The organism is Streptomyces sp. NPDC021356, assembly GCF_040641015.1.
In the GTDB taxonomy this organism is placed as follows: Bacteria; Actinomycetota; Actinomycetes; order Streptomycetales; family Streptomycetaceae; genus Streptomyces.
Map to the genome: position 1 here is coordinate 86963 of NZ_JBFACU010000003.1, position 21413 is coordinate 108375.

The 21413-nt window shown below is 72.5% G+C and carries 17 protein-coding genes and 1 riboswitch; of the genes, 12 read left to right on the forward strand and 5 right to left on the reverse strand.

Annotated elements, in window-relative coordinates:
* Positions 1 to 186: 186 nt before the first annotated feature.
* From AB0G56_RS04525 to AB0G56_RS04545, 5 genes are all read left to right on the forward strand, one after another.
* Positions 187 to 729, forward strand: a complete 543-nt coding sequence (locus AB0G56_RS04525) for a DUF1453 domain-containing protein (protein WP_360963526.1) — start codon at positions 187 to 189, stop codon at positions 727 to 729.
* Positions 726 to 1877, forward strand: a complete 1152-nt coding sequence (locus AB0G56_RS04530) for a histidine kinase (protein ID WP_360963529.1) — start codon at positions 726 to 728, stop codon at positions 1875 to 1877. Before AB0G56_RS04525 ends, AB0G56_RS04530 begins: the two co-directional genes overlap by 4 nt.
* Complete coding sequence (locus tag AB0G56_RS04535) at positions 1874 to 2557, forward strand: response regulator transcription factor (protein WP_360963531.1); 684 nt, start codon at positions 1874 to 1876, stop codon at positions 2555 to 2557. Before AB0G56_RS04530 ends, AB0G56_RS04535 begins: the two co-directional genes overlap by 4 nt.
* Before the next feature lie 68 nt (positions 2558 to 2625).
* On the forward strand, positions 2626 to 3183 hold the full coding sequence (locus AB0G56_RS04540; protein WP_360963534.1) for a DUF485 domain-containing protein: 558 nt from the start codon (positions 2626 to 2628) through the stop codon (positions 3181 to 3183).
* Positions 3180 to 4778 (forward strand): cation acetate symporter, encoded by a 1599-nt coding sequence (locus AB0G56_RS04545; RefSeq protein ID WP_360963537.1) that lies wholly within the window; start codon positions 3180 to 3182, stop codon positions 4776 to 4778. Before AB0G56_RS04540 ends, AB0G56_RS04545 begins: the two co-directional genes overlap by 4 nt.
* A 411-nt stretch (positions 4779 to 5189) precedes the next feature.
* Here AB0G56_RS04545 and AB0G56_RS04550 read toward each other — a convergent pair whose 3' ends face one another.
* Entirely contained in the window at positions 5190 to 5882 is a 693-nt protein-coding gene (locus tag AB0G56_RS04550; protein ID WP_360963540.1) for a response regulator, read from the reverse strand.
* A 161-nt stretch (positions 5883 to 6043) separates the two neighbouring features.
* On the opposite strand from AB0G56_RS04550, the gene AB0G56_RS04555 reads away from it, so the two are divergent.
* From AB0G56_RS04555 to AB0G56_RS04565, 3 genes are all read left to right on the forward strand, one after another.
* Complete coding sequence (locus AB0G56_RS04555; protein ID WP_360963543.1) at positions 6044 to 6859, forward strand: ABC transporter ATP-binding protein; 816 nt, start codon at positions 6044 to 6046, stop codon at positions 6857 to 6859.
* A complete protein-coding gene (locus AB0G56_RS04560; protein ID WP_360963546.1) occupies positions 6849 to 7712 on the forward strand; it encodes an ABC transporter permease in 864 nt (287 codons plus the stop codon). Before AB0G56_RS04555 ends, AB0G56_RS04560 begins: the two co-directional genes overlap by 11 nt.
* Before the next feature lie 173 nt (positions 7713 to 7885).
* On the forward strand, positions 7886 to 8944 hold the full coding sequence (locus AB0G56_RS04565; RefSeq protein WP_360963549.1) for an ABC transporter substrate-binding protein: 1059 nt from the start codon (positions 7886 to 7888) through the stop codon (positions 8942 to 8944).
* Between the two features lie 66 nt (positions 8945 to 9010).
* Here AB0G56_RS04565 and AB0G56_RS04570 read toward each other — a convergent pair whose 3' ends face one another.
* The 3 genes from AB0G56_RS04570 to AB0G56_RS04580 form a co-directional block, all read right to left on the reverse strand.
* Positions 9011 to 9691 (reverse strand): response regulator, encoded by a 681-nt coding sequence (locus AB0G56_RS04570; RefSeq protein ID WP_360963552.1) that lies wholly within the window; start codon positions 9689 to 9691, stop codon positions 9011 to 9013.
* A complete protein-coding gene (locus AB0G56_RS04575; protein WP_360963555.1) occupies positions 9688 to 11484 on the reverse strand; it encodes a sensor histidine kinase in 1797 nt (598 codons plus the stop codon). Before AB0G56_RS04575 ends, AB0G56_RS04570 begins: the two co-directional genes overlap by 4 nt.
* Before the next feature lie 114 nt (positions 11485 to 11598).
* Positions 11599 to 12588: a sucrase ferredoxin gene (locus AB0G56_RS04580; RefSeq protein ID WP_360963558.1), complete on the reverse strand. Its 990-nt coding sequence runs from the start codon at positions 12586 to 12588 to the stop codon at positions 11599 to 11601.
* 527 nt (positions 12589 to 13115) lie between these two features.
* Here AB0G56_RS04580 and AB0G56_RS04585 point away from each other — a divergent pair.
* Positions 13116 to 14219 (forward strand): GTP-binding protein, encoded by a 1104-nt coding sequence (locus AB0G56_RS04585; protein ID WP_360964239.1) that lies wholly within the window; start codon positions 13116 to 13118, stop codon positions 14217 to 14219.
* A 94-nt stretch (positions 14220 to 14313) separates the two neighbouring features.
* On the opposite strand, the gene AB0G56_RS04590 is transcribed toward AB0G56_RS04585, so the two are convergent.
* Positions 14314 to 16770 (reverse strand): DNA topoisomerase IV subunit A, encoded by a 2457-nt coding sequence (locus AB0G56_RS04590; RefSeq protein WP_360963561.1) that lies wholly within the window; start codon positions 16768 to 16770, stop codon positions 14314 to 14316.
* A gap of 615 nt (positions 16771 to 17385) precedes the next feature.
* Here AB0G56_RS04590 and AB0G56_RS04595 point away from each other — a divergent pair.
* The 3 genes from AB0G56_RS04595 to AB0G56_RS04605 all read left to right on the forward strand — a co-directional run bounded on the left by AB0G56_RS04595 (position 17386) and on the right by AB0G56_RS04605 (position 21331).
* On the forward strand, positions 17386 to 18759 hold the full coding sequence (locus AB0G56_RS04595) for a pitrilysin family protein (protein ID WP_360963564.1): 1374 nt from the start codon (positions 17386 to 17388) through the stop codon (positions 18757 to 18759).
* Positions 18756 to 20144, forward strand: coding sequence for a pitrilysin family protein (locus AB0G56_RS04600; RefSeq protein WP_360963567.1), 1389 nt, complete (start codon positions 18756 to 18758; stop codon positions 20142 to 20144). Before AB0G56_RS04595 ends, AB0G56_RS04600 begins: the two co-directional genes overlap by 4 nt.
* A gap of 254 nt (positions 20145 to 20398) precedes the next feature.
* Positions 20399 to 20560, forward strand: a riboswitch (cyclic di-AMP (ydaO/yuaA leader).
* A 12-nt stretch (positions 20561 to 20572) separates the two neighbouring features.
* Positions 20573 to 21331, forward strand: coding sequence for a peptidoglycan DD-metalloendopeptidase family protein (locus tag AB0G56_RS04605; protein ID WP_360963570.1), 759 nt, complete (start codon positions 20573 to 20575; stop codon positions 21329 to 21331).
* The last annotated feature ends 82 nt before the right edge of the window (positions 21332 to 21413 follow it).

The window sequence follows — 21413 nt, forward strand, 5'->3', positions numbered from 1 at the left end:
GGAGCAACGCCGGTGGGGGAACCATGCACTCGGGGGTTCCTCCACCCGTGGGTGGAGATCGTCGACCGCGTGGAATCCACCCGTGATCCACCCCTGAGCCGATCAGTCCGCCCTTGATTTTCCGTAGCGTCGAAGGCGTCGACGGGTCTCGCCGTCGGCCTCCCCTTCCCGTTCATGGAGGCTCTGATGTCCGGGCTCGTCAACGCGCTGGTGATCGTGGCCGTCGCCGCCCTCGTCATCTCCAGGCAGTTCAGCGCCCGCCGGCTCGACGCCGACCGCCGCTGGTGGCTCCTCCCTGCGATTCTGGCGGTGGTCGCGCTGCGCGAACCCGGTCTGATCGACGCCCACCACCACACCGAGGCCGTGGTGCTCCTCGCCGCCGAACTGATCATCGGCCTCGGCATCGGAGCCGGCTGGGCCTGGACCACCCGGATATGGGTGGAGCCGGACGGCGCCGTGTGGACCAAGAGCACCAAGGCGAGTGCGGCCGTCTGGATCGGAGGCGTCGTCCTGCGTGCCGGTCTGTTCGGCCTGGGCGAGCTGCTCGGCGTGCGCCAGGGAGGTCCGGCCCTGATGTGCGCCCTGGCCGCGACGCTGCTGGTCCGCTCCGGCGTCCTGGTCCGGCGGACGCAAGCCCTCACCTCGGCGGACGGCCGGGCCCCGTCGTACGACCGGATTCCGGCGTACGGTGGCGACAGGCCCCGCCCCGCGTGGAAGGAACGCGTGTGACGGAGAACGTCTGGACGCGCTGGCCCTCTCCGGAGGCGCTGGGCCGGGTGGGGGTGTCCCGGCCCCGACGCCTCCTGGGGTGGGGCGCGCGGATCCTGATGGCCGCCGTTTTTCTCTGGGGGGCCTTCCGCAGCAGTCATGTCCATCTCTGGGGTGCGCTCGCAGGAGCGGTGGGTGTCGTCGTGGTGACGGCAACTGCCTGGGGCTTCTTCAGGACCACGCTCGCGCATCGGCTCGTGCCCTCGCTGGGGCTCTTCGCCGTTCTCTTCGGCGTGGCGGGCGCCGCGCAGGCGGGAAGCTTCCATGTGCCCGCCCTCGTCATCTGGTGCGCCTGTGGGATCGTCGCTCTGGAAAGGCTGCCGCTCGCGGCGGCCATGCCCCTGACCGCGATCGCGCTCGCCGCGTTCGCCGTGGCCGACGACGACCGGTGGATCACCACCGTCGTCACTACGATCGGCCTGGCGCTCGCCGGCTACGTCCTGCGGCTGGACGCCGAGGCCCGGGGCAATGCTCAGCGGCTGCTCGCCCAGGAACGGGCCGCGCGGGTGGCGGAGGCGGAGTCGGCGGCGCTGGGGGAGCGGGCGAGGATCGCGCGAGAGATCCACGACGTACTGGCCCACAGTCTCTCGGCGCAGCTCGTGCACCTGGAGGCCGCCCGGCTCCTCATCGAGCGGGGCGCGGACCGGGACCGGATCCTGGAGCGGGTGGTGGCCGCCCGGGGGATGGCCCGCGACGGGCTCGACGAGACCCGCCAGGCCCTGTCCGCGCTGCGCGGCGAGCTGACCCCTCTGGAGGACTTCCTCAGCCAGCTCGTGGCGGCGAACGCCGGCGCGGAGGTCACCATCTCGGGTGAACGCAGACAACTGCCCGCCGAGGCCTCGCAGGCCGTGCGCCGCGTCGCCCAGGAGGCGTTGACCAACGTCCGCAAGCATGCCCCGGGCGCCAAGGTCCGGCTCCGGCTCGACTACGGCGAGCACCAGGTCGTGCTGGACGTGCGTGACTCGGGCGGTACGCCCGGCGACCTCGCCGGGGCCGGCGGCGGGTACGGTCTGCTGGGCATGCGGGAGCGCGCCGAGCTGCTGGGCGGCTCGCTGGAGGCAGGCCCGCACGAGGAGGGGTTCGCGGTGACGTTGAAGGTGCCGGTATGAGCGAGGAGGCGGGGAGGAAGCCCGCGCGGGTGGTCGTGGCGGACGACCAGACGGTGGTCCGGGAAGGCATCGTGATGCTGCTGGGACTGCTGCCGGGCATCGAGGTCGTGGGGTCCGCGGGCGACGGGGACGAAGCGGTCGAGCTCGTCGCGGAAGTGGCTCCGGACGTGGTGCTGATGGACCTGCGGATGCCGCGGTGCGACGGCGTCGAGGCCACCCGGCGGATCCGGTCGGAGTATCCGGGTACCCAGGTGGTGATCCTCACGACGTACGCGGACGACGAGTCGCTCTTCCCCGCCCTGCGGGCCGGAGCGCGGGGCTATCTGACCAAGGACGCGGGGGGTGACGAGATCGTCCGGGCCGTGGAGAGCGTGCTGTCCGGGGACGCGGGGCTGTCGCCCAGCATCCAGCGGCGGTTGCTGGAGCGACTGTCCGGGGCCGACCCCCGGCAGGTGCCCGCCGCCGAGCCGCCGGACGGGCTCACCACGCGGGAGTGCGAGGTGCTGGCGCTGATCGCCGAGGGCCTGAGCAACCAGGAGATCGCGCGCCGGCTGCATGTCTCCACCGCCACCGTGAAGACGCACATCAACAACCTGTTCGCCAAGGCGGGCCTCAAGGACAGGGCGCAGGCCGTGCGGTACGCGTACGCGAAGGGGCTGGCGCGACCGCCGGCGAGCTGAATCACCTGATGGGGTGAAGCGCTGAGGGAAGAGAAGCCGGGGTCTTCCCGCTCTGCCCATCCTTGGGCATGCAGTCAAGCAACGGCCGTCCCCACGGGGACGGGGGCGGGCCCGCGGATCCGTCCGGGAAGCACGAGAACCAGGAACAGACGTCCGAGGACGTGCGGTACCGCGATCCGTGGTACGACGCGCTGGCGTCCGGCTGGGGCGAGGGGGAGGGCACGGGAACCCCCGCAGCGCGGGTACCGGCGGCGCCTCGGGAAGGACCGGGCCGGCCGGCTGACGGAGCGGCGGCCGAGGTGTATCTGGCCGTGCAGCGCAGTGCGGCGTTCCAGGAGGTGCGCGGGCGCTACCGGAGGTTCGTGGTGCCGGCAGTGGTGGTCTTCCTCGTCTGGTACGTGGCGTACGTCGTGGCCGCGACGACCGCGCCCGGGCTGATGGCGCGGCCGGTGGCGGGCGCGGTGAACGTGGCGATGCTCGCGGGGATCGGGCAGTTCCTCACCACCTTCCTCTTCGCGTGGGCCTACGCCCGGCACGCGCGGCTGCGCCGGGACCAGGCCGCGCTCGACCTGCGCTGGGACACCCAGGCGCTGACCCGGGGCGCCGCGCAGGGGGGTGCGTCGTGACCGGTGGACATCAGACACTGGCGCTGCTGCTGTTCAGTGCGTTCGTCGCCGTCACACTGGCCATCACCACCTGGGTTAGCCGCAGGAGGCACGGTTCGGCCGAGGAGTTCTATGCGGGCGGGCGGTTGTTCTCCCCGATGGAGAATGGTTTTGCCATCGCCGGGGACTACGCGTCGGCCGCCTCCTTCCTGGGGGTGCCCGGACTGATCGCGCTCTTCGGCTACGACGGCGTGCTGTATGTGGTGGGCTTCCTCGTGGGCTGGCTGGTGGTGCTGCTCCTGGTCGCCGAACTGGTGCGCAACTGCGGGCGGTTCACCCTCGCCGACGTGGTGGCGGCCAGGATGAGTGAGCGTCCGGTGCGGATCGCGGCGGGCACGTCCTCGGTCACCGTGTCCGTGCTGTACCTGGTGGCGCAGATGGTGGGGGCGGGCAGCCTGGTGGCGCTGCTGCTGGGACGGACGGGCGCGGGCGGCGCGGCACAGGCGTGGGCCGTGATCGGCGTCGGTGCGCTGATGGTGGTCTACGTGTCGTTGGGCGGGATGCGGGCCACCACCTGGATCCAGATCGTCAAGGCCGTGCTGCTGCTCGGCGGGACCGTCGTGCTGACCGTGCTCGTCATGGTCCGTTTCCACGGCGACCTCGACCGGTTGCTGCGTGCCGCGGCCGAGCACAGCGGTCACGGGCAGGCCTTTCTGGCGCCGGGACTGAAGTACGGCGGTGACTGGACCGCGCGCCTGGACTTCATCAGTCTCGGACTCGCGCTGGTGCTCGGCACGGGCGGTCTGCCGCACATCCTGTCCCGCTTCTACACCGTGCCGACCGCGCGGGCGGCCCGGCGGTCGGCGCTCTGGTCCATCGGTCTCATCGGCGGCTTCTACCTCATGACGATCGTGCTCGGGTTCGGCGCCGCCGCGATCGTCGGACCCCAGGCCGTGCGCGGGGCGAACGCGGCCGGGAACACGGCGGTTCCGCTGCTCGCCCTCGACCTGGGCGGCGGCGCGGCCTCCACGGGCGGCACGGTGCTGTTCGCGGTGGTCGCCGCGGTCGCGTTCGCCACCATCCTCGCGGTGGTCGCCGGGATCACACTCGCCTCCTCCGCGTCCGTCGCCCACGACCTGTACGCGTCGCTGCGGCGGCGCGGCGGGCGGCAGCGCAGCGAGGTGGCCGTGGCGCGGATCGCGGCGGTGGGCGTCGGAGTGGTCGCCATCGGCCTCGGCCTGCTCGCCCGCGACCTCAACGTCGCCTTCCTGGTCGGCCTCGCCTTCGCCGTCGCCGCCTCCGCGAACCTGCCGGTGCTGCTCTACTCGCTGTTCTGGCGCGGGTTCACCACCCGGGGCGCGGTGTGGGCGGTGTACGGCGGCCTGGTTCCGGCCCTGGGGCTCGTCGTGCTCTCCCCGGTCGTCTCCGGCAGCTCCGACTCGCTCTTCCCCGGCGTCGACTTCCAGTACTTCCCACTGCAGAATCCCGGCATCGTCTCCATCCCACTGGGATTCCTGGCGGGTTGGCTGGGCACGGTCACCTCCGCCGAACCGCCCGACGAGGCCAAGCACGCGGAGACGGAGGTGCGGTCGCTGACCGGGGCGGGGGCCGTGTGAGCGAGGCCGCCCCCGGCCCTCGTGGCACCGCCCCATCCGCGGCTACGACCGGCTGCGACCGAGCCCCGGCGGCCATCGGCTCCACCCGACCACCGGCCCCGCCCGATCACCGGCAACCACCGGACCCCTCCGACCACCGGCATTGCCCGATCACTGGCGGGCCACCGGCCGACCACCGGCACCAGCCGCCCATCGGTCGGCCACCGGCACTGGCGGGCCACCGGCCGACCATCGGCACCGGCCGCCCATCGGTCGGCCACCGGCACTGGCGGGCCACCGGCCGACCACCGGCACCGGCCGCCCATCGGTCGGCCACCGGCCACCGGCACCGGCCGACCATCGGCCGACCACTGGCACCGACCGACCACCGGCACCGGCCGGCCACCGGCACCGGCCGGCCCGCCCGCCCGGCTACGGCGCCACCCACGCGTAACGGTGCTCCGGGCGTCCTGTGTCGCCGTACTTCAGGGACAGGCGCAGGCGGCCGGCCTGTTCCAGGTGACGCAGGTAACGCTGGGCGGTGGACCGGCTCAGGCCCGTGCGGGCGGCCACCTCGTGGGCCGACAGGGGCTGCCCCGCACCGTGCAGGACACCGCAGATGAGGTCGGTCGTCGGCTCCGAGTGGCCGCTGGGCAGGCCGGGGGAGGAGGGCGCGGGCGTCGTGCGCAGGGCACCGAAGATCCGGTCCACCTGCTCCTGCCCGGCCACTCCGCGGCCGCCGACGCGGTCGACGGTGCGGCGCAGGGCGGCGTAGGAGTCCAGGCGGGTGCGCAGGGCGGCGAACGTGAAGGGCTTGACCAGATAGTGCAGTGCGCCCAGCCGCATCGCCTGCTGCACGGTCGCCACGTCGCCGGCTGCCGTGATCATGATGACGTCGGTGCCCAGACCCTGTTCGCGCATGCGGTGGACGAGTTCCAGGCCGGTGCGGTCGGGCAGGTAGTGGTCGAGCAGGACCAGGTCGATGCCTCCGCGTTGTACGGCGGTCAGTGCCTGGGCAGCGCTGTGCGCGCGGGAGGTCACCCGGAATCCGGGAACCTTTCCCACGTACTTCGCGTTGATCTCGGCGACACGGAAGTCGTCGTCGACCACCAGGACGTCAATCATCGGGCCTCTTTCCCTCAAGGCCTGGCGAGCGTTAAGCCCGTGTTTCGGCTCCGTTGTTGTAGCGCGAGCAAAACGAGCACAACAGGTGCTTGCGAGCAAAAGAACGGCTTGCGAACAGAAGACTGCTGCTGTGGCGGGGGCCACACCTACCGTCCCGGGTCATGAGCGCAGACACCAGCCCCGCCATCGAGCTACGGGGCGCGAGCAAGACGTTCAGGACCCCGTCAGGGGGCCTGCACACCGCTGTGAGGGATCTCGACCTCACCGTTCGGCGCGGTGAGTTCGTGGCCGTGGTGGGTCCCACCGGCTGCGGCAAGTCGACGACGTTGACCCTGGTCAGCGGCCTGGAGGAGCCCACCGAGGGTGAAGTGCTGGTGGCCGGCGAGCCGGTGGCCGGTGTCGGCGGCAAGGTCGGCTTCGTCTTCCAGCAGGACGCCACCTTTCCCTGGCGGACGGTGCTGTCCAACGTGATGGCGGGTCCGCGTTTCCGCGGCGTTCCGAAGGCCGAGGCGAGGGAGAAGGCGCGGGCGTGGCTGGCCCGGGTCGGGCTCGCCGCCTTCGAGGACCGTTACCCGCACCAGCTCTCCGGTGGTCAGCGCAAGCGGGTCGCGCTCGCCGCGACCTTCGTCAACGACCCCGAGATCCTGCTCATGGACGAGCCGTTCTCCGCGCTCGACGTCCAGACCCGGGCACTGATGTCGGACGAACTGCTGGAGCTGTGGGAGGGCACCGGCTCTTCGGTCGTCTTCGTCACCCACGACCTGGAGGAGGCCATCGCGCTGGCCGACAGGGTCGTCGTGATGACGGCCGGGCCCGCCACCGTGAAGCAGGTCTTCGACATCGGTCTGCCCCGGCCGCGCAAGGTCGAGCAGGTGCGCCTGCAGAGCGAGTTCATCGACATCTACCGCGAGATCTGGGAGTCCCTGGGCGAAGAGGTCCGCATCACCCGTGAAAGAGGTGCCGCCCATGTCGCCTGAGGTTCTCAGCACGCCGGTCGCCGAGACGGCCAAGACGCCCGACCGGGCGCACTCGCGGGCCCGCGCCGCCCGCAAGCGGAAGGTGATCGTCACCGTAGCCCGCATCCTGCTCCTGGTGGCGGTGCTCGGTCTGTGGGAGGCGCTCTCCCGGGCCGAGGTCATCGATCCCTTCAACTTCTCGATGCCTTCCAAGATCTGGGACCAGATGTGGACCTGGACCACCCACGGCACCGCGCTCGGCTCGCTGGGCGAGCAGATCTGGTACACGCTCTACGAGGCGCTGCTCGGTTGGGTGTTCGGTGTGGTGGCCGGCGTGATCCTCGGTATCGCGCTGGGACGCATCGCCTTCCTGGCCGACGTCCTCGGCCCCTACATCAAGGTGCTCAACTCGCTCCCGAGGATCGTGCTCGCCCCGATCTTCGTCATCTGGTTCGGGCTCGGGCCGATGTCCAAGATCGCCTCGGCCGTCGTCCTCGTCTTCTTCCCGGTGTTCTTCAACGCCTTCCAGGGCGCCCGCGAGGTCGACCGCAACCTGGTGGCCAACGCCCGGATCCTGGGCGCGAGCGACCGCAGGGTCACGCTCCAGGTGGTCATCCCGTCCGCCACCTCCTGGATCTTCACCAGCCTCCACGTCAGCTTCGGCTTCGCGCTCATCGGCGCCATCGTCGGCGAGTACATCGGCGCCACCAACGGCATCGGCCTGCTCGTCGCGCAGTCCCAGGGCACGTTCAACGCGGCCGGTGTGTACGCGGCCATGGTCATCCTCGCCGCGGTGGCCCTCGTCGCCGAGGGGCTGCTCACCTTCGCCGAGCGCCGCATCTTCCGCTGGAAGCCCGCCGACTCGGGCCACTGAGCCGCCGACTCGGGCCACTGAGCCGCCGACTCGGGCCACCGAGTCACCGAGTCGGGCCACCGAGTCACCGACTCCGGTCGCTGAGCCCCCGGCCACTCGGCTCGGCCCGGCTCCGCACTTCCTTCCCGCATCCCGCCCGCCCCGTACCGCTCACCCCTAGGACGTGAACCGCCATGCGCAAGACCGTCAGACTCGCGGCGTCCGCCGCAGCCGGCCTGCTCGCCCTGTCCTCCCTCACCGCCTGCGCCAACGACGCGGCCAGTTCGACGGCCGACAGCGGCAGCGGGGGCGGTGGCAAGGGCGAGCACGTCAAGATCATGGTCGGCGGCCTGGACAAGGTCATCTACATGCCCGCCATGCTCACCCAGCGCCTCGGCTACTTCTCCGCCGAGGGCCTGAACGTGGAACTGCTGAGCGAGCCCGCCGGTGTCCAGGCCGAGACCGCGCTCGTCTCCGGTCAGGTCCAGGGCGCCGTCGGCTTCTACGACCACACCCTCGACCTCCAGGTCAAGCACAAGAGCATCGAGTCCGTGGTGCAGCTCTCGCACGCCCCCGGTGAGGTGGAGGTGGTCTCGGCCAAGGCCGCCGGTGACATCACGTCCCCCAAGGACTTCAAGGGCAAGAAGCTCGGCGTCACCGGCCTCGGTTCCTCGACCGACTTCCTCACCAAGTACCTCGCGGTGAAGAACGGCGTGAACGTCAGCGACTTCACCCCGGTCGCCGTGGGAGCCGGACCGACGTTCATCTCGGCGCTCCAGCAGGGCTCCATCGACGGGGGCATGACCACCGACCCGACCGTCGCGACGATCCTGGACAAGAAGGCCGGCAAGATCCTCCTCGACATGCGGACCCCGGAGGGCTCCCAGGAGGCGCTCGGCGGCCCCTACCCGTCGTCGAGCCTGTACATGCAGACGGACTGGGTCAACAGCCACAAGGACACCGTCCAGAAGCTGGCCAACGCGTTCGTGAAGACGCTCAAGTGGATGTCCACCCACAGCGCCGACGAGATCGCCGCCAAGATGCCCGCCGACTACTCCCAGGGCAACAAGAAGCTCTACGCCGAGGCGATCAAGAGCACGCTGCCGATGTTCACCAAGGACGGCGTCATGCCGGCGAACGGTCCCGAGACCGTGGAGAAGGTCCTCAAGGCCTTCAACCCCGCCATCAAGAACGCCACGGTGGACCTGAGCAAGACGTTCACCACGGAGTTCGTCAAGAAGGCCACCGGCTGAGCTGACACTCCTGGACCAAGGGGACACGGTCCCCTGCCTCGGCTCCACGAGCCGTGTCCGCAGGCTTCAGCCGCGGGCCGCCCACACGTAACGGTGTTCCGGGCGGCCCGCGTCGCCGTACTTGAGGGTCAGCCTGACCCGTCCCGCGCGTTCCAGCAGTTTCAGATAGCGCTGGGCGGTCTGCCGGCTGAGCCCCGTCCGGTCGGCGACGTCCTGGGCCGACACGGGCGCCTCGGCCCGCGCCAGGCACCGGCGGATCAGGTCGGCGGTGGTGGGGGAGTGCGCCGAGGGGAGGGCCGGCGCCGACGGCGCGGACAGCGCCCCGAAGATCCGGTCCACCTCTGCCTGCTCGGCCTCCCCGCCGCCGTCCAGCATGCGGCGCAGCGCCGCGTAAGCCTCCAACCTCACCCGCAGGCCCGCGAACGTGAACGGCTTGACCAGGTACTGCAACGCGCCGTGCCGCATCGCCGCCTGGACGGTCGCCACGTCCCGGGCCGCCGTCACCATGATCACGTCGGTCTCGTGGCCGCGTCGGCGCATCTCCCGGACGACGGCGAGCCCCGTCTCGTCCGGCAGGTGGTGGTCCATCAGCACCAGGTCCGGGCACGGCAGGGACGTCAGCCGGTGCAGCGCCTCGGCGGCGCTGTGCGCCTGGCCCGTGACGCGGAAACCGGGCACCTTCGTGACGTACGCCGCGTTGACCCGGGCGACCCGTGTGTCGTCGTCCACGACCAGAACCTCGATCACCGCGACTCCTCCTCACCGGAGCCGGGGGACGCGAGGGACGCGGGAGACGCGACGGACGTGGGGAATGCGGTGGGGGCGGCGGACACGGATGCGGGGAACGTGGGCGAGTCGGGGGACGTCGCGGACGCGGCGAGCGTGGGGGGCGAGGGGAACGCGGTGGCGTGGGCGGGCGCCAGGTCGGCGTCCTCCTCCAGCGCCTCGGGCAGGACGACCGTGAACTCCGCGCCGCCGCCGTGCGCCGTCCCCACCGCCGCGCTCCCGCCCTGCCGTTCGGCGAGTCTGCGCACCAGGGAGAGCCCTATGCCGCGCTTGCCGTGCGCCGGTGGCCGCTTGGTGGACCAGCCTTCCGTGAAGACCAGCTCGCGCAGCTCCGGCGGGATCCCCGGCCCGGTGTCGCGAACCCGGAGGACGGCCGTACGCCCCTGGGTGCGCAACTCGACCTCCACGCGCGCGTGCGGGGTGGCCGCCACCGCGTCGAGCGCGTTGTCCACCAGGTTCCCGACGACGGTCACCAGGCCCCGGGGGTCGACCAGCCGGTCCGGCAGCCACGTCCGGTCCGAGATCCACAGCGCCACCCCGCGCTCGGCCGCGACCGTCGCCTTGCCGACCAGAAGGGCGGCGAGCAGCGGGTCCCGGATCTTCTCGGTGACCTGTTCCGCCGTGGCCCGGTGATCGCCGACCACCTCCCCGACGAACTCCACCGCGTCGTCGTACATCTCCAGCTCCAGCAGCCCGAGCAGGGTGTGCATGCGGTTGGCGTGCTCGTGGTCCTGGGCGCGCAGCGCGTCGATCAGGCCGTGCGTGGAGTCGAGTTCGCGGCCGAGCTGCTCCAGTTCGGTGCGGTCGCGCAGGGTGGCGACGGCGCCGCCGTCGTCGGTGGGCATGCGATTGGCGACCAGAACGCGCTGCCCGCGCACGGTGAGCAGGTCCGTGCCGGTCACCCGCCCGGCCAGGACATCGGTCGTCCGGCCCGCGCCGAGCGCCTCGTCCAGCGATCGGCCGACCGCCTCGTCCCCGATGCCGAGCAGCCGACGCGCCTCGTCGTTGAGCAGCCTGACCCGGCCGCCGCGGTCCAGGGCCACGACGCCCTCGCGGATACCGTGCAGCATGGCCTCCCGCTCGGCGAGCAGGGCGGCGATGTCGGAGAAGGCCAGGTCCCTGGTCTGCCGCTGCACGCGCCGGGAGACCAGCCACGCGGCCAGCGCGCCGACGGCCAGGGCCCCGCCCGCGTACGCGAGCAGCCCGGGTATGGCGTCGATCAGGCGGGCGCGGACGCTGGTGTAGGCGATGCCGACCGAGACGGCGCCGACGATGTGGTGGCCGTCGTCGTAGAGCGGCACCTTGCCGCGGGCGGAGCGGCCCAGGGTGCCGGTGTCGATCTGCATGACCTTCTGGCCCGCCAGGGGAGCTTCGGGACTCGTCGAAACGGTCTTGCCGATCTGCTTCGGATCGGCGTGCGACCAGCGTGTGCCCCGCAGGTCCATCACCACGACGTACTCGGCCCCGGTCGCCCTGCGGATCCGCTCCGCCTCCCGCTGCACCGGTCCGTCCACGCTCGGCGGGGTGTGCTGGAGGTCCCGGGCGATCTGCGGGTTCTCGGCGGTGGTCTCGGCGATGGAGAGTGCGCGGCGCATCGCCTGGTCGTCCAGCTGGTGACTGAGCGGCGCCAGGAACAGCCCGGTGGCCAGGACCGCGACTCCCGCGGCGATCGCCAGCTGCATCAGCAGGACCTGTGAGAACACCCGGCGGGGCAGTCCCAGGCGTCGGCGGCGTGCGGGAGGTGTGGTGCTCATGGCGACGACCGTACGGTGCGGGGCGGCGACCGGCCCACGAGGTGTGGCGCGGATCTCCCGGCTGATGCGGCGGATGGGGCGGACGGGGCTGATACGGCGGGTCCTCCGGCAGCGTCAGCGGTGGGCGCCGGGCGCCGTACCGGGCACCGCCAGTTCCCGGACGGCCCGTACGTCCATGCGAGCGGGCGTGCCCAGCACCGAGGCGCCGCAGCTCTCCGGGCGGGGCGGTTCGGCGGCGCCGCGCGCGACGGTGACGTGCCAGCGGCGTCCGTCGACGTGGGCGACCGTCACGTCCCAGCACGGCGGGGAGCCGTCCGCGACCGGGGCGTCGGGGGCGGCGGCCGGGCCGTCGGTGCGTACGACGGTCAGCGCGTCCGCGCGGTACTCGCCCGTCGCCTCGCGCACGGCCAGCTCGGCGGCCTGCGCGGGCCGCTCCCACGCGGTACGGCCCCGGCAGCCGTCAAGGACGACCCGGCCCTCCCGCACACCGTGCAGGGCCTCCATGACGGCGTGGGCCTCGGCGCGGCCGTAGGCGTAGCCGTACGGGAGGACGAGCAGGGTGGGGGAGAAGCGGTGGCCGCCGAGATGCGAGGCCTCCCAGGCCCCGTGCACTCCGCAGGAGGCCAGTTCCGCGGCGAGGGGCCGGCCCAGCAGAGCGCAGCACCGGTCGCGTTTGCCGTTGGTGCAGACGAGGGCGAGCGGGCCGGCCGTGTGCGGCCCGCCCGTGAGGACCGTGTCGAAGGTGTGGTGCTCACCTCTGCCCAGGGCGGCGAAGTCGAGGCCCATCAGGTGCTCCGGGGCGGCGGTCAGGGCGCCGCGGAGCCAGGTGCTGCCGGGCACGGTGTGGGCCGCGTACACATGCCGTACCGAAGGCGTGTGGCAGTCGGCGTGCCGGCCGGGGCGGCGGATGAGGGCCACCCGCACGCCGGTGCCCTGCGTGGCCCGCTCCAGTGCGCGCCCCAGGGCCGGGTCCAGATGGCTGGACGTGAGCGCCTTGGCGCCCCAGGGGCCGGGCTGTTCCAGCAGCAGCCACGTCGTCGCCGTGGGCGCGGTGGCGGACAGCGGTTCGCCGAACTGCCGGGAGGCGGTCGCGCACGTACTCACAGAGGCGAGCCTACTGCGGGCGGGGACCCTCGGATCGCCCGGGCCCGCCTGCGACGTCGGCCGCGCCACGGTCCCGGGCGGCGTGGACGCTCCGCGATACGTGGACGCTCCGCGGTACGGGTGCCCGGCCGACGCGGCGAACTTGCCGCCCCCGACCTGGCCGGCGTGCTCCGGCCGGCGCCGGGCGCCGGCCCAACGCCGCCGACCGCTGCCGGTGCGCGGAGGTCGCCCGGTCGGGCGCCGGGGGCCCGTGCAGGAAGCCCCGGGCCGGGAGTGCTTGATCCTCGCGTCGGCCGGCGGCTCGTATCCTGGTGCGGCAGTCAGTCCGCGCGCCTGCGCCGGGGCCCGTCGCCCCGGGCACGCACCGCTGGGAGAGAGGTCGCACGGTGAGCCAGCCGCTCCCGAACCCTGTTCCGCCCCCGAACACGAGTCCGGCCCGGGTCGCGGGGCCCGCCCAGGAGGCGGACCTCCCCACGGCCCCCCGTTCGGACATCGACACGGGCTCGGGCATGGACACCGGCTCGGGCATGGACACGGGCAACGCCCCTTCACCGCTCCCCGGCCGGCCCGGCACCCAGATTCCCGTCATCGTGCTCGCCGGGTTCCTCGGGTCCGGGAAGACCACCCTGCTCAACCACCTCCTCCACCACAGCGGCGGCAGCCGTATCGGGGCCGTCGTCAACGACTTCGGGGCCATCGAGATCGACGCGATGGCGGTCGCGGGTGCGCTCGGGGACTCCACCGTGTCCCTGGGCAACGGGTGTCTGTGCTGCGCCGTCGACGCGGGGGAGCTGGACCGGTACCTCGACCGGCTCACCCGTCCCGGCGTCGGCATCGACGTGATCGTCATCGAGGCCAGCGGACTGGCCGAGCCGCAGGAACTGGTCCGCATGGTGCTGGCCAGCGAGAATCCCCGTGTCGTCTACGGCGGGCTCGTCGAGGTCGTCGACGCCGCCGAGTTCGACGGCACCCGCGCGCGGCACCCCGAGATCGACCGGCACCTCGCGCTCGCGGACCTCGTGGTCGTCAACAAGACCGACCGGGCCGACGGAGGCGAACGGGTGCTCGCGACCGTACGGTCCCTCGTCGACCGGGCCGCCGTCGTCCCCGCCTCCTACGGCCGTGTGGACCCCGAGTTCCTGTTCGACTGCCGTCCCGGCGAGGAACGCGTCGGCCAGCTGTCCTTCGACGACCTGGGCCTCCCCGGCGAGGACGCCCCCGACGACGACCACGCCGGCCATCTGCACGCCGGGTACGACAGCCTCTCCTTCGTCTCCGACGTGCCGCTGGACCCCCGGCGCCTGATGCGGTTCCTCGACAGCAGGCCCGAGGGGCTCTACCGCGTCAAGGGGTACGTCGGCTTCGGCCCGTACGACCCGCGCAACCGCTACGCCGTGCACGCCGTGGGCCGGTTCCTGCGCTTCTACCCCGAACCCTGGCCGGCCGGCGAGCCGCACCGGACCCAGCTCGTGCTCATCGGCTCCGGCACGGACGTCCCCGGCCTCGTCAAGGAACTCCAGGGGTGCGAGCAGGACACCCCGCACGCCGACGAGCACGGCATGTGGGGCGTCCTGCGCTACGTCCAGGGCCCCGGCGGGGAGGAAGAACCCGCCGAGGACCTTCCCCTCTAGTGCTGTGGCCGGAAAGGTTTGCCGGGAAGCTCGCGGCGTCCGGTGGGGAGCCGTTCCGGGTGTCGCGAGCCGGTGAACCTTTCCGGCTGCAGCACTAGGCGGGGCCGGCCACCACCGCCACCGTCTTCGGCAGCGACACGCCCGAGCCGTCGCGGCGCGGGTCCATCTCCGGCAGCTCGGCCGGGGTGCCGTTCTTCTGCGCGGCCCGCGCCGGGGTGGGGCCGGCCCAGGCGAACGACAGGCAGTCCTCGCCCTTCAGGAACCGCTGGCAGCGCACCCCACCGGTGGCCCGGCCCTTGCGGGGGTACTGGTCGAACGGCGTCACCTTGGCCGTCGTCTGCACCGAGTCGTCCAGCGTCCCGCGCGAGCCCGCGACCGTGAACACCACCGCCTCCACGGCCGGGTCCACCGCCGTGAACGAGATGACCTTGGCGCCGTCGGCGAGCTTGATGCCCGCCATGCCGCCGGCCGGGCGGCCCTGCGGCCGGACCTGGGACGCCTGGTAGCGCAGGAGCTGTGCGTCGTCCGTGATGAAGACCAGGTCCTCCTCACCCGTGCGCAGTTCGATCGCGCCGACGATCCGGTCGCCCTCCTTGAGGGTGATGACCTCCAGCTCCTCCTTGTTGGCGGGGTAGTCGGGGACCACCCGCTTGACGACGCCCTGCTCCGTGCCGATCGCGAGACCGGGTGACGACTCGTCCAGCGTGGTCAGGCAGACCACGGTCTCGTCGTCCTCCAGGGAGATGAACTCCGCGATAGGCGCGCCGCCGGACAGGTTGGGTGCCGCCTCCGTCTCCGGCAACTGGGGCAGGTCGACGACGTTCACCCGCAGCAGACGGCCGGCCGACGTGACCACGCCCACCTCGCCGCGCGCCGTGGCCGGGACCGCCGAGACGATCACGTCGTGCTTGTGCCGCTTGCCGTCCGCGTCCCGCGGGGACGCCCCCGCGCTCGGCGTACGGGCCAGCAGACCTGTCGAGGACAGCAGGACCCGGCACGGGTCGTCCGCCACCTGCAGCGGCACCGCGGCGACCTGGACGGCGCCCGCCTCCAGGAGGACCGTGCGCCGCGGGGTGCCGAACTTCTTGGCGACCGACGCCAGTTCGTTCGAGACCAGCTTGCGCAGCTCCGCGTCCGACTCCAGGATCCGGGTCAGCTCCTCGATCTCCGCGATGAGCCGGTCCTTCTCGGCCTCCAGCTCGATGCGGTCGTACTTGGTCAGCCGGCGCAGCGGCGTGTCGAGGATGTACTGCGTCTGGACCTCGCTCAGCGAGAACCGCTCCATCAGGCGCTGCTTGGCCTGCGCGGAGTTCTCGCTGGAGCGGATCAGCCGGATGACCTCGTCGATGTCCACCAGCGCCGTGAGCAGGCCCTCGACCAGGTGCAGCCGGTCGCGTCGCTTGCCGCGCCGGTACTCGCTGCGGCGCCGTACGACGTTGAAGCGGTGGTCGAGGTAGACCTCCAGCAGTTCCTTCAGGCCCAGCGTGAGGGGCTGGCCGTCGACCAGGGCGACGTTGTTGATGCCGAAGGACTCCTCCATCGGCGTCAGTTTGTAGAGCTGTTCGAGGACCGCCTCCGGCACGAAGCCGTTCTTGATCTCGATGACCAGGCGCAGCCCGTGCTCGCGGTCGGTGAGGTCCTTGACGTCGGCGATGCCCTGGATCTTCTTCGCGCCGACCAGGTCCTTGATCTTGGCGATGACCTTCTCCGGGCCGACCGTGAACGGCAGCTCGGTGACGACGAGGCCCTTGCGGCGGGCGGTCACGGTCTCCACCGAGACCGTGGCGCGGATCTTGAACGTGCCGCGGCCCGACTCGTAGGCGTCCCGGATCCCGGACAGGCCGACGATCCGGCCGCCGGTGGGCAGGTCGGGGCCCGGCACGTGCCGCATCAGCGCGTCCAGGTCCGCGTTCGGATGGCGGATCAGGTGGCGGGCGGCCGCGATGACCTCGCCGAGGTTGTGCGGGGGCATGTTGGTGGCCATGCCGACGGCGATGCCCGACGCGCCGTTCACCAGCAGGTTCGGGAAGGCGGCGGGCAGGGCCACCGGCTCCTGCTCCTGACCGTCGTAGTTGGGCGCGAAGTCGACCGTGTCCTCGTCGATCGACTCGGTCATCAGACTCGTCGCCTCGGCCATGCGGCACTCGGTGTACCGCATGGCGGCGGGCGGGTCGTCGTTGCCCAGGGAGCCGAAGTTGCCGTGGCCGTCGACCAGGGGGACGCGCATCGAGAAGGACTGGGCCAGCCGCACCAGCGCGTCGTAGATCGACGCGTCGCCGTGCGGGTGGAGCTTGCCCATGACCTCGCCGACGACACGGGCGCACTTCACGTAACCGCGCTCCGGGCGCAGGCCCATCTCGTTCATCTGGTAGACGATGCGGCGGTGCACCGGCTTCAGTCCGTCCCGGGCGTCCGGCAGGGCGCGCGAGTAGATGACCGAGTACGCGTACTCGAGGAAGGAGCCCTGCATCTCGTCGACAACGTCGATGTCGAGGATCTTCTCCTCGTACGGGTCGTCGGGCGGCGGGGTCTTCGTGCTGCGGCGGGCCATCGCTGCCGGCTCCTTGCTGAAGCGTGTGACGGGATCTGACGCCGACCATTGTGGACCGCCGGACTGACAACGTGGACCGGACCCCGCCCCGCAGGCCCCACCGGACCGCCCCGGAAACCCCGTCGGACCGCCCGGAAACCCCACCGGACTGCTCCGGAAACCCCACCGGATTGCTCCGTAGGTCCCACCGGATTGCTCCCGCGACCCCACCGGAACGCTCCCGGAACCCCGCCTGAACCCCGGCAACGGGCCACTGCACGCCCGCGCACAGCACGCCCGCGCACAGCCCGCACCCGAACCGCCCGCCCCCGTCCCTCCACCTTCCGCCGAAGTCCCGCCCGCCGCCCGTGCGTCGGCCCCGCCCGGGCGCGTCGTCCTGCCGCCCGCACGCCCCGCCCGCGTGCCTCCCCAGCGCCGTCTGCTCCCGCTCCCGACCCCGTCCGCGCCCCCGGCTCCGCTCCGGCCCCGCCCCCCCCGACCCCACCCCCACTTCGATCTCGCTCTGGGCGTACCCCCGCCGGGAACTTCGCCAGGCGTCCGCACGCTTGCATAAGGTGGCAGGACCGGCAGGAACAGGGCGGTTCCCGGACCGCCATCGCGATCGAAGGGACGTACATGCCCAAGGGTCACACGGCCACAGCCGAGGCAGGCTCCGGCGGCCTGACAGCGACCGAGCACCGTCTGGCCAACGGCCTGCGCGTGGTGCTCTCCGAGGACCACCTGACCCCGGTCGCGGCGGTGTGCCTCTGGTACGACGTCGGCTCCCGCCACGAGGTCAAGGGACGTACCGGTCTGGCTCACCTTTTCGAGCACCTGATGTTCCAGGGCTCCGCCCAGGTGAAGGGGAACGGTCACTTCGAACTGGTGCAGGGCGCCGGCGGCTCGCTCAACGGCACCACCAGCTTCGAACGCACCAACTACTTCGAGACCATGCCCGCCCACCAGCTGGAGCTGGCGCTCTGGCTGGAGGCCGACCGCATGGGCTCCCTGCTCGCCGCCCTGGACGACGAGTCGATGGAGAACCAGCGCGACGTCGTCAAGAACGAGCGCCGCCAGCGCTACGACAACGTCCCCTACGGGACCGCCTTCGAGCGGCTGACCGCCCTCGCCTACCCGGAGGGCCACCCGTACCACCACACGCCGATCGGGTCCATGGCGGACCTGGACGCGGCCACCCTGGAGGACGCGCGCGCGTTCTTCCGGACGTACTACGCGCCGAACAACGCGGTCCTCTCGGTCGTCGGCGACATCGACCCGCAGCAGACCCTCGCGTGGATCGAGAAGTACTTCGGCTCCATCGAGTCCCACGACGGCAAGCCCCAGCCCCGCGACGGCTCGCTGCCCGACGTCCTCGGCGGGCAGCTGCGCGAGGTCGTCGAGGAGGAGGTCCCGGCCCGCGCCCTGATGGCCGCCTACCGGCTCCCGCACGACGGCACGCGCGCGTGCGACGCGGCCGACCTCGCCCTGACCGTCCTCGGCGGCGGCGAGTCCTCCCGGCTGTACAACCGCCTGGTGCGCCGCGACCGTACCGCCGTCGCGGCCGGGTTCGGCCTGCTGCGGCTGGCCGGCGCGCCCTCCCTGGGCTGGCTCGACGTGAAGACCTCCGGCGACGTCGAGGTACCGGTCATCGAGACCGCCATCGACGAGGAGCTGGCCCGCTTCGCCGAGGAGGGCCCGACCGCCGAGGAGATGGAGCGCGCCCAGGCCCAGCTGGAGCGCGAGTGGCTGGACCGGCTCGGCACCGTCGCGGGCCGCGCCGACGAACTGTGCCGCTACGCCGTCCTGTTCGGCGACCCGCAGCTCGCCCTGACCGCCGTCCAGCGCGTACTGGAGGTGACGCCCGAGGAGGTCCAGGAGGTCGCCAAGGCCCGTCTGCGCCCCGACAACCGCGCGGTCCTCGTCTACGAGCCGACCGCCCCCGACGCACAGGAGCAGGCACCGGACGCGGACGCCGCGGCCGGCGAAGACACCGAGGAGACGGCGAAGTGACCGAGCTGGCCACCATGGACTTCCACCCCCGCCCCCAGGCGGGCGAGGCCCGGCCGTGGGCGTTCCCGGCCCCCGAGCGCGGCACGCTGGACAACGGCCTGACGGTGCTGCGCTGCCACCGTCCCGGCCAGCAGGTCGTCGCCGTCGAGGTGCTCCTCGACGCGCCCCTGGACGCCGAGCCGGCCGGCCTGGACGGCGTCGCCACCATCATGGCGCGGGCCTTCTCCGAGGGCACCGACAAGCACTCCGCCGAGGAGTTCGCCGCCGAGCTGGAGCGCGCGGGCGCCACCCTGGACACCCACGCCGACCACCCCGGCGTACGGCTCAGCCTGGAGGTCCCGGCCTCCCGCCTGGCCAAGGGGCTCGGGCTGCTCTCCGACGCACTGAGGGCGCCCGCGTTCGCCGAGTCCGAGGTCGAGCGGCTGGTGCGCAACCGGCTCGACGAGATCCCGCACGAGCTGGCCAACCCCTCCCGCCGCGCCGCCAAGGAACTCTCCAAGGAGCTGTTCCCGGCCGGCACGCGCATGTCGCGGCCGCGCCAGGGCACGGAGGAGACCGTCCGCGCCGTCGACGCCTCCGCCGTCCGCGCCTTCTACGACCGGCACGTGCGGCCCGCGACCGCCACCGCCGTGGTCGTCGGCGACCTCACCGGCATCGACCTCGGCGAACTGCTCGGCGAGACCCTGGGCGCCTGGACCGGCTCGCCGGCCGAGCCGCGGCCGGTGCCGCCGGTCACCGCCGACGACACCGGCCGTGTGGTGATCGTGGACCGGCCCGGCGCCGTGCAGACGCAGCTGCTCATCGGCCGCGTCGGACCCGACCGGCACGACCGCGTGTGGCCCGCCCAGGTGCTCGGCACCTACTGCCTGGGCGGCACCCTCACCTCCCGCCTGGACCGCGTCCTGCGCGAGGAGAAGGGCTACACCTACGGGGTGCGCTCGTTCGGCCAGGTGCTGCGCTCCGCGCCCGACGGCACCGGCGCGGCGATGCTCGCGATCAGCGGCTCGGTCGACACGCCCAACACCGGCCCGGCCCTGGACGACCTCTTCACGGTGCTGCGCAAGCTCGCCGCCGAGGGGCTCACCGAGGCCGAGCGGGACGTCGCCGTGCAGAACCTCGTCGGTGTGGCGCCGCTCAAGTACGAGACGGCCGCCGCCGTGGCGAGCACGCTGGCCGACCAGGTCGAGCAGCACCTGCCGGACGACTACCAGGCGACGCTCTATCAGCAGCTCGCCGAGACCGGCACGGTGGAGGCCACCGCGGCGGTCGTCAGCGCGTTCCCGGTGGACCGGCTGGTGACGGTTCTCGTCGGTGACGCGGCGCAGATCAGGGAGCCCGTCGAAGCCGTCGGCGCCGGCCCGGTGACCGTCGTCGCCGCCGAGTAACGAAGGCCGGGAGCCGCGGGGGTGACCGAGAGGCAGCTACGCGGGAGCCCCGGAGAAGACCGAGAGTCAGGTACGCGGGAGGCCCTGGTGACCGAGGCGTCACCAGGGCCCCGTGATGTCCGGATTGCGGGAGAGACCGCCTGTCTGCCCTGTGGGCTGCGCTACAAAAACGCGGATCCGTTTGGGATGCGGAAGCGGCCCCGTCTAGCGTCGGTCCGGCTGTTCGTCGGGCAGTGCGCCGCACCCGCGGCACCGGACAGTCATCGCCGAGTCCCCGTACGGCGCGAGCCAGGGGAGCCGGGGACCCACGCAGTCCCTGGGGTGAATCGGACACCGCGCGCCGCGCGCGGGGCCCGTAGGAGACCTTCCTGCTCCGAACCCGTCAGCTAACCCGGTAGGCGAGAGGGAAGGAAAGGACCAGCCACCACATGGCGTTCACGCGCGCCACCGGGAAGCACCGTCGCCCCAGCCGGATGCAGCGAACCACCGCCCGCGCGGCGGGCGTAGCGGCCCTCACCACCACCGGTGTCATCGGCACCCTCGCCGCCTCCCCGGCCCTCGCCGCCGAGACCCCCGCCCCGGCGGACACGGGGCTCACCCCGGTCGTCACCCTCGGCGACACCGTGGCCGAACGGGTCGACGCGCAGGCCACCGCCCAGCTGGATGCGGCCCGGCAGAAGCAGGCCGAGGAGGCCGCGCGCAAGCGGGCCGCCGAGCAGGCGAAGAAGGCGCGCGAGGCCAAGGAGCGGGCCGCCCGCGAGGCCGAGCGCCGGCGCCTCAACACCTTCGTGCCGCCGATCACCGGCTCCTACGTCTCCACCGGCTACAAGACCGGTGGCTCCCTGTGGTCCTCCGGTTCCCACACCGGCATCGACTTCCATGCCGCCGCCGGCACCGAGGTGCACGCGGTCGGCGTCGGCACCGTCGTGCAGACCGGCTGGGGCGGGGCGTACGGCAACCAGATCGTGATCAGGATGGCCGACGGCATGTACACCCAGTACGGTCACCTGTCGTCCATCGGCGTCTCGGTGGGCCAGCAGGTCACGCCAGGTCAGCAGATCGGCCTGTCCGGCGCCACCGGCAACGCCACCGGCCCGCACCTCCACTTCGAGGCGCGCACCACCCCGGACTACGGCTCGGACGTCGACCCGATCGCCTACCTCCGCAAGCACGGCGTGCCCGTCTGAGGCGGCACACGCCCGAGGGCGTGAAGCGCTGACCGTCAGGCAGAGCCCCGGCCCACCGGCCGGGGCTCTCCGCATTCCGGCG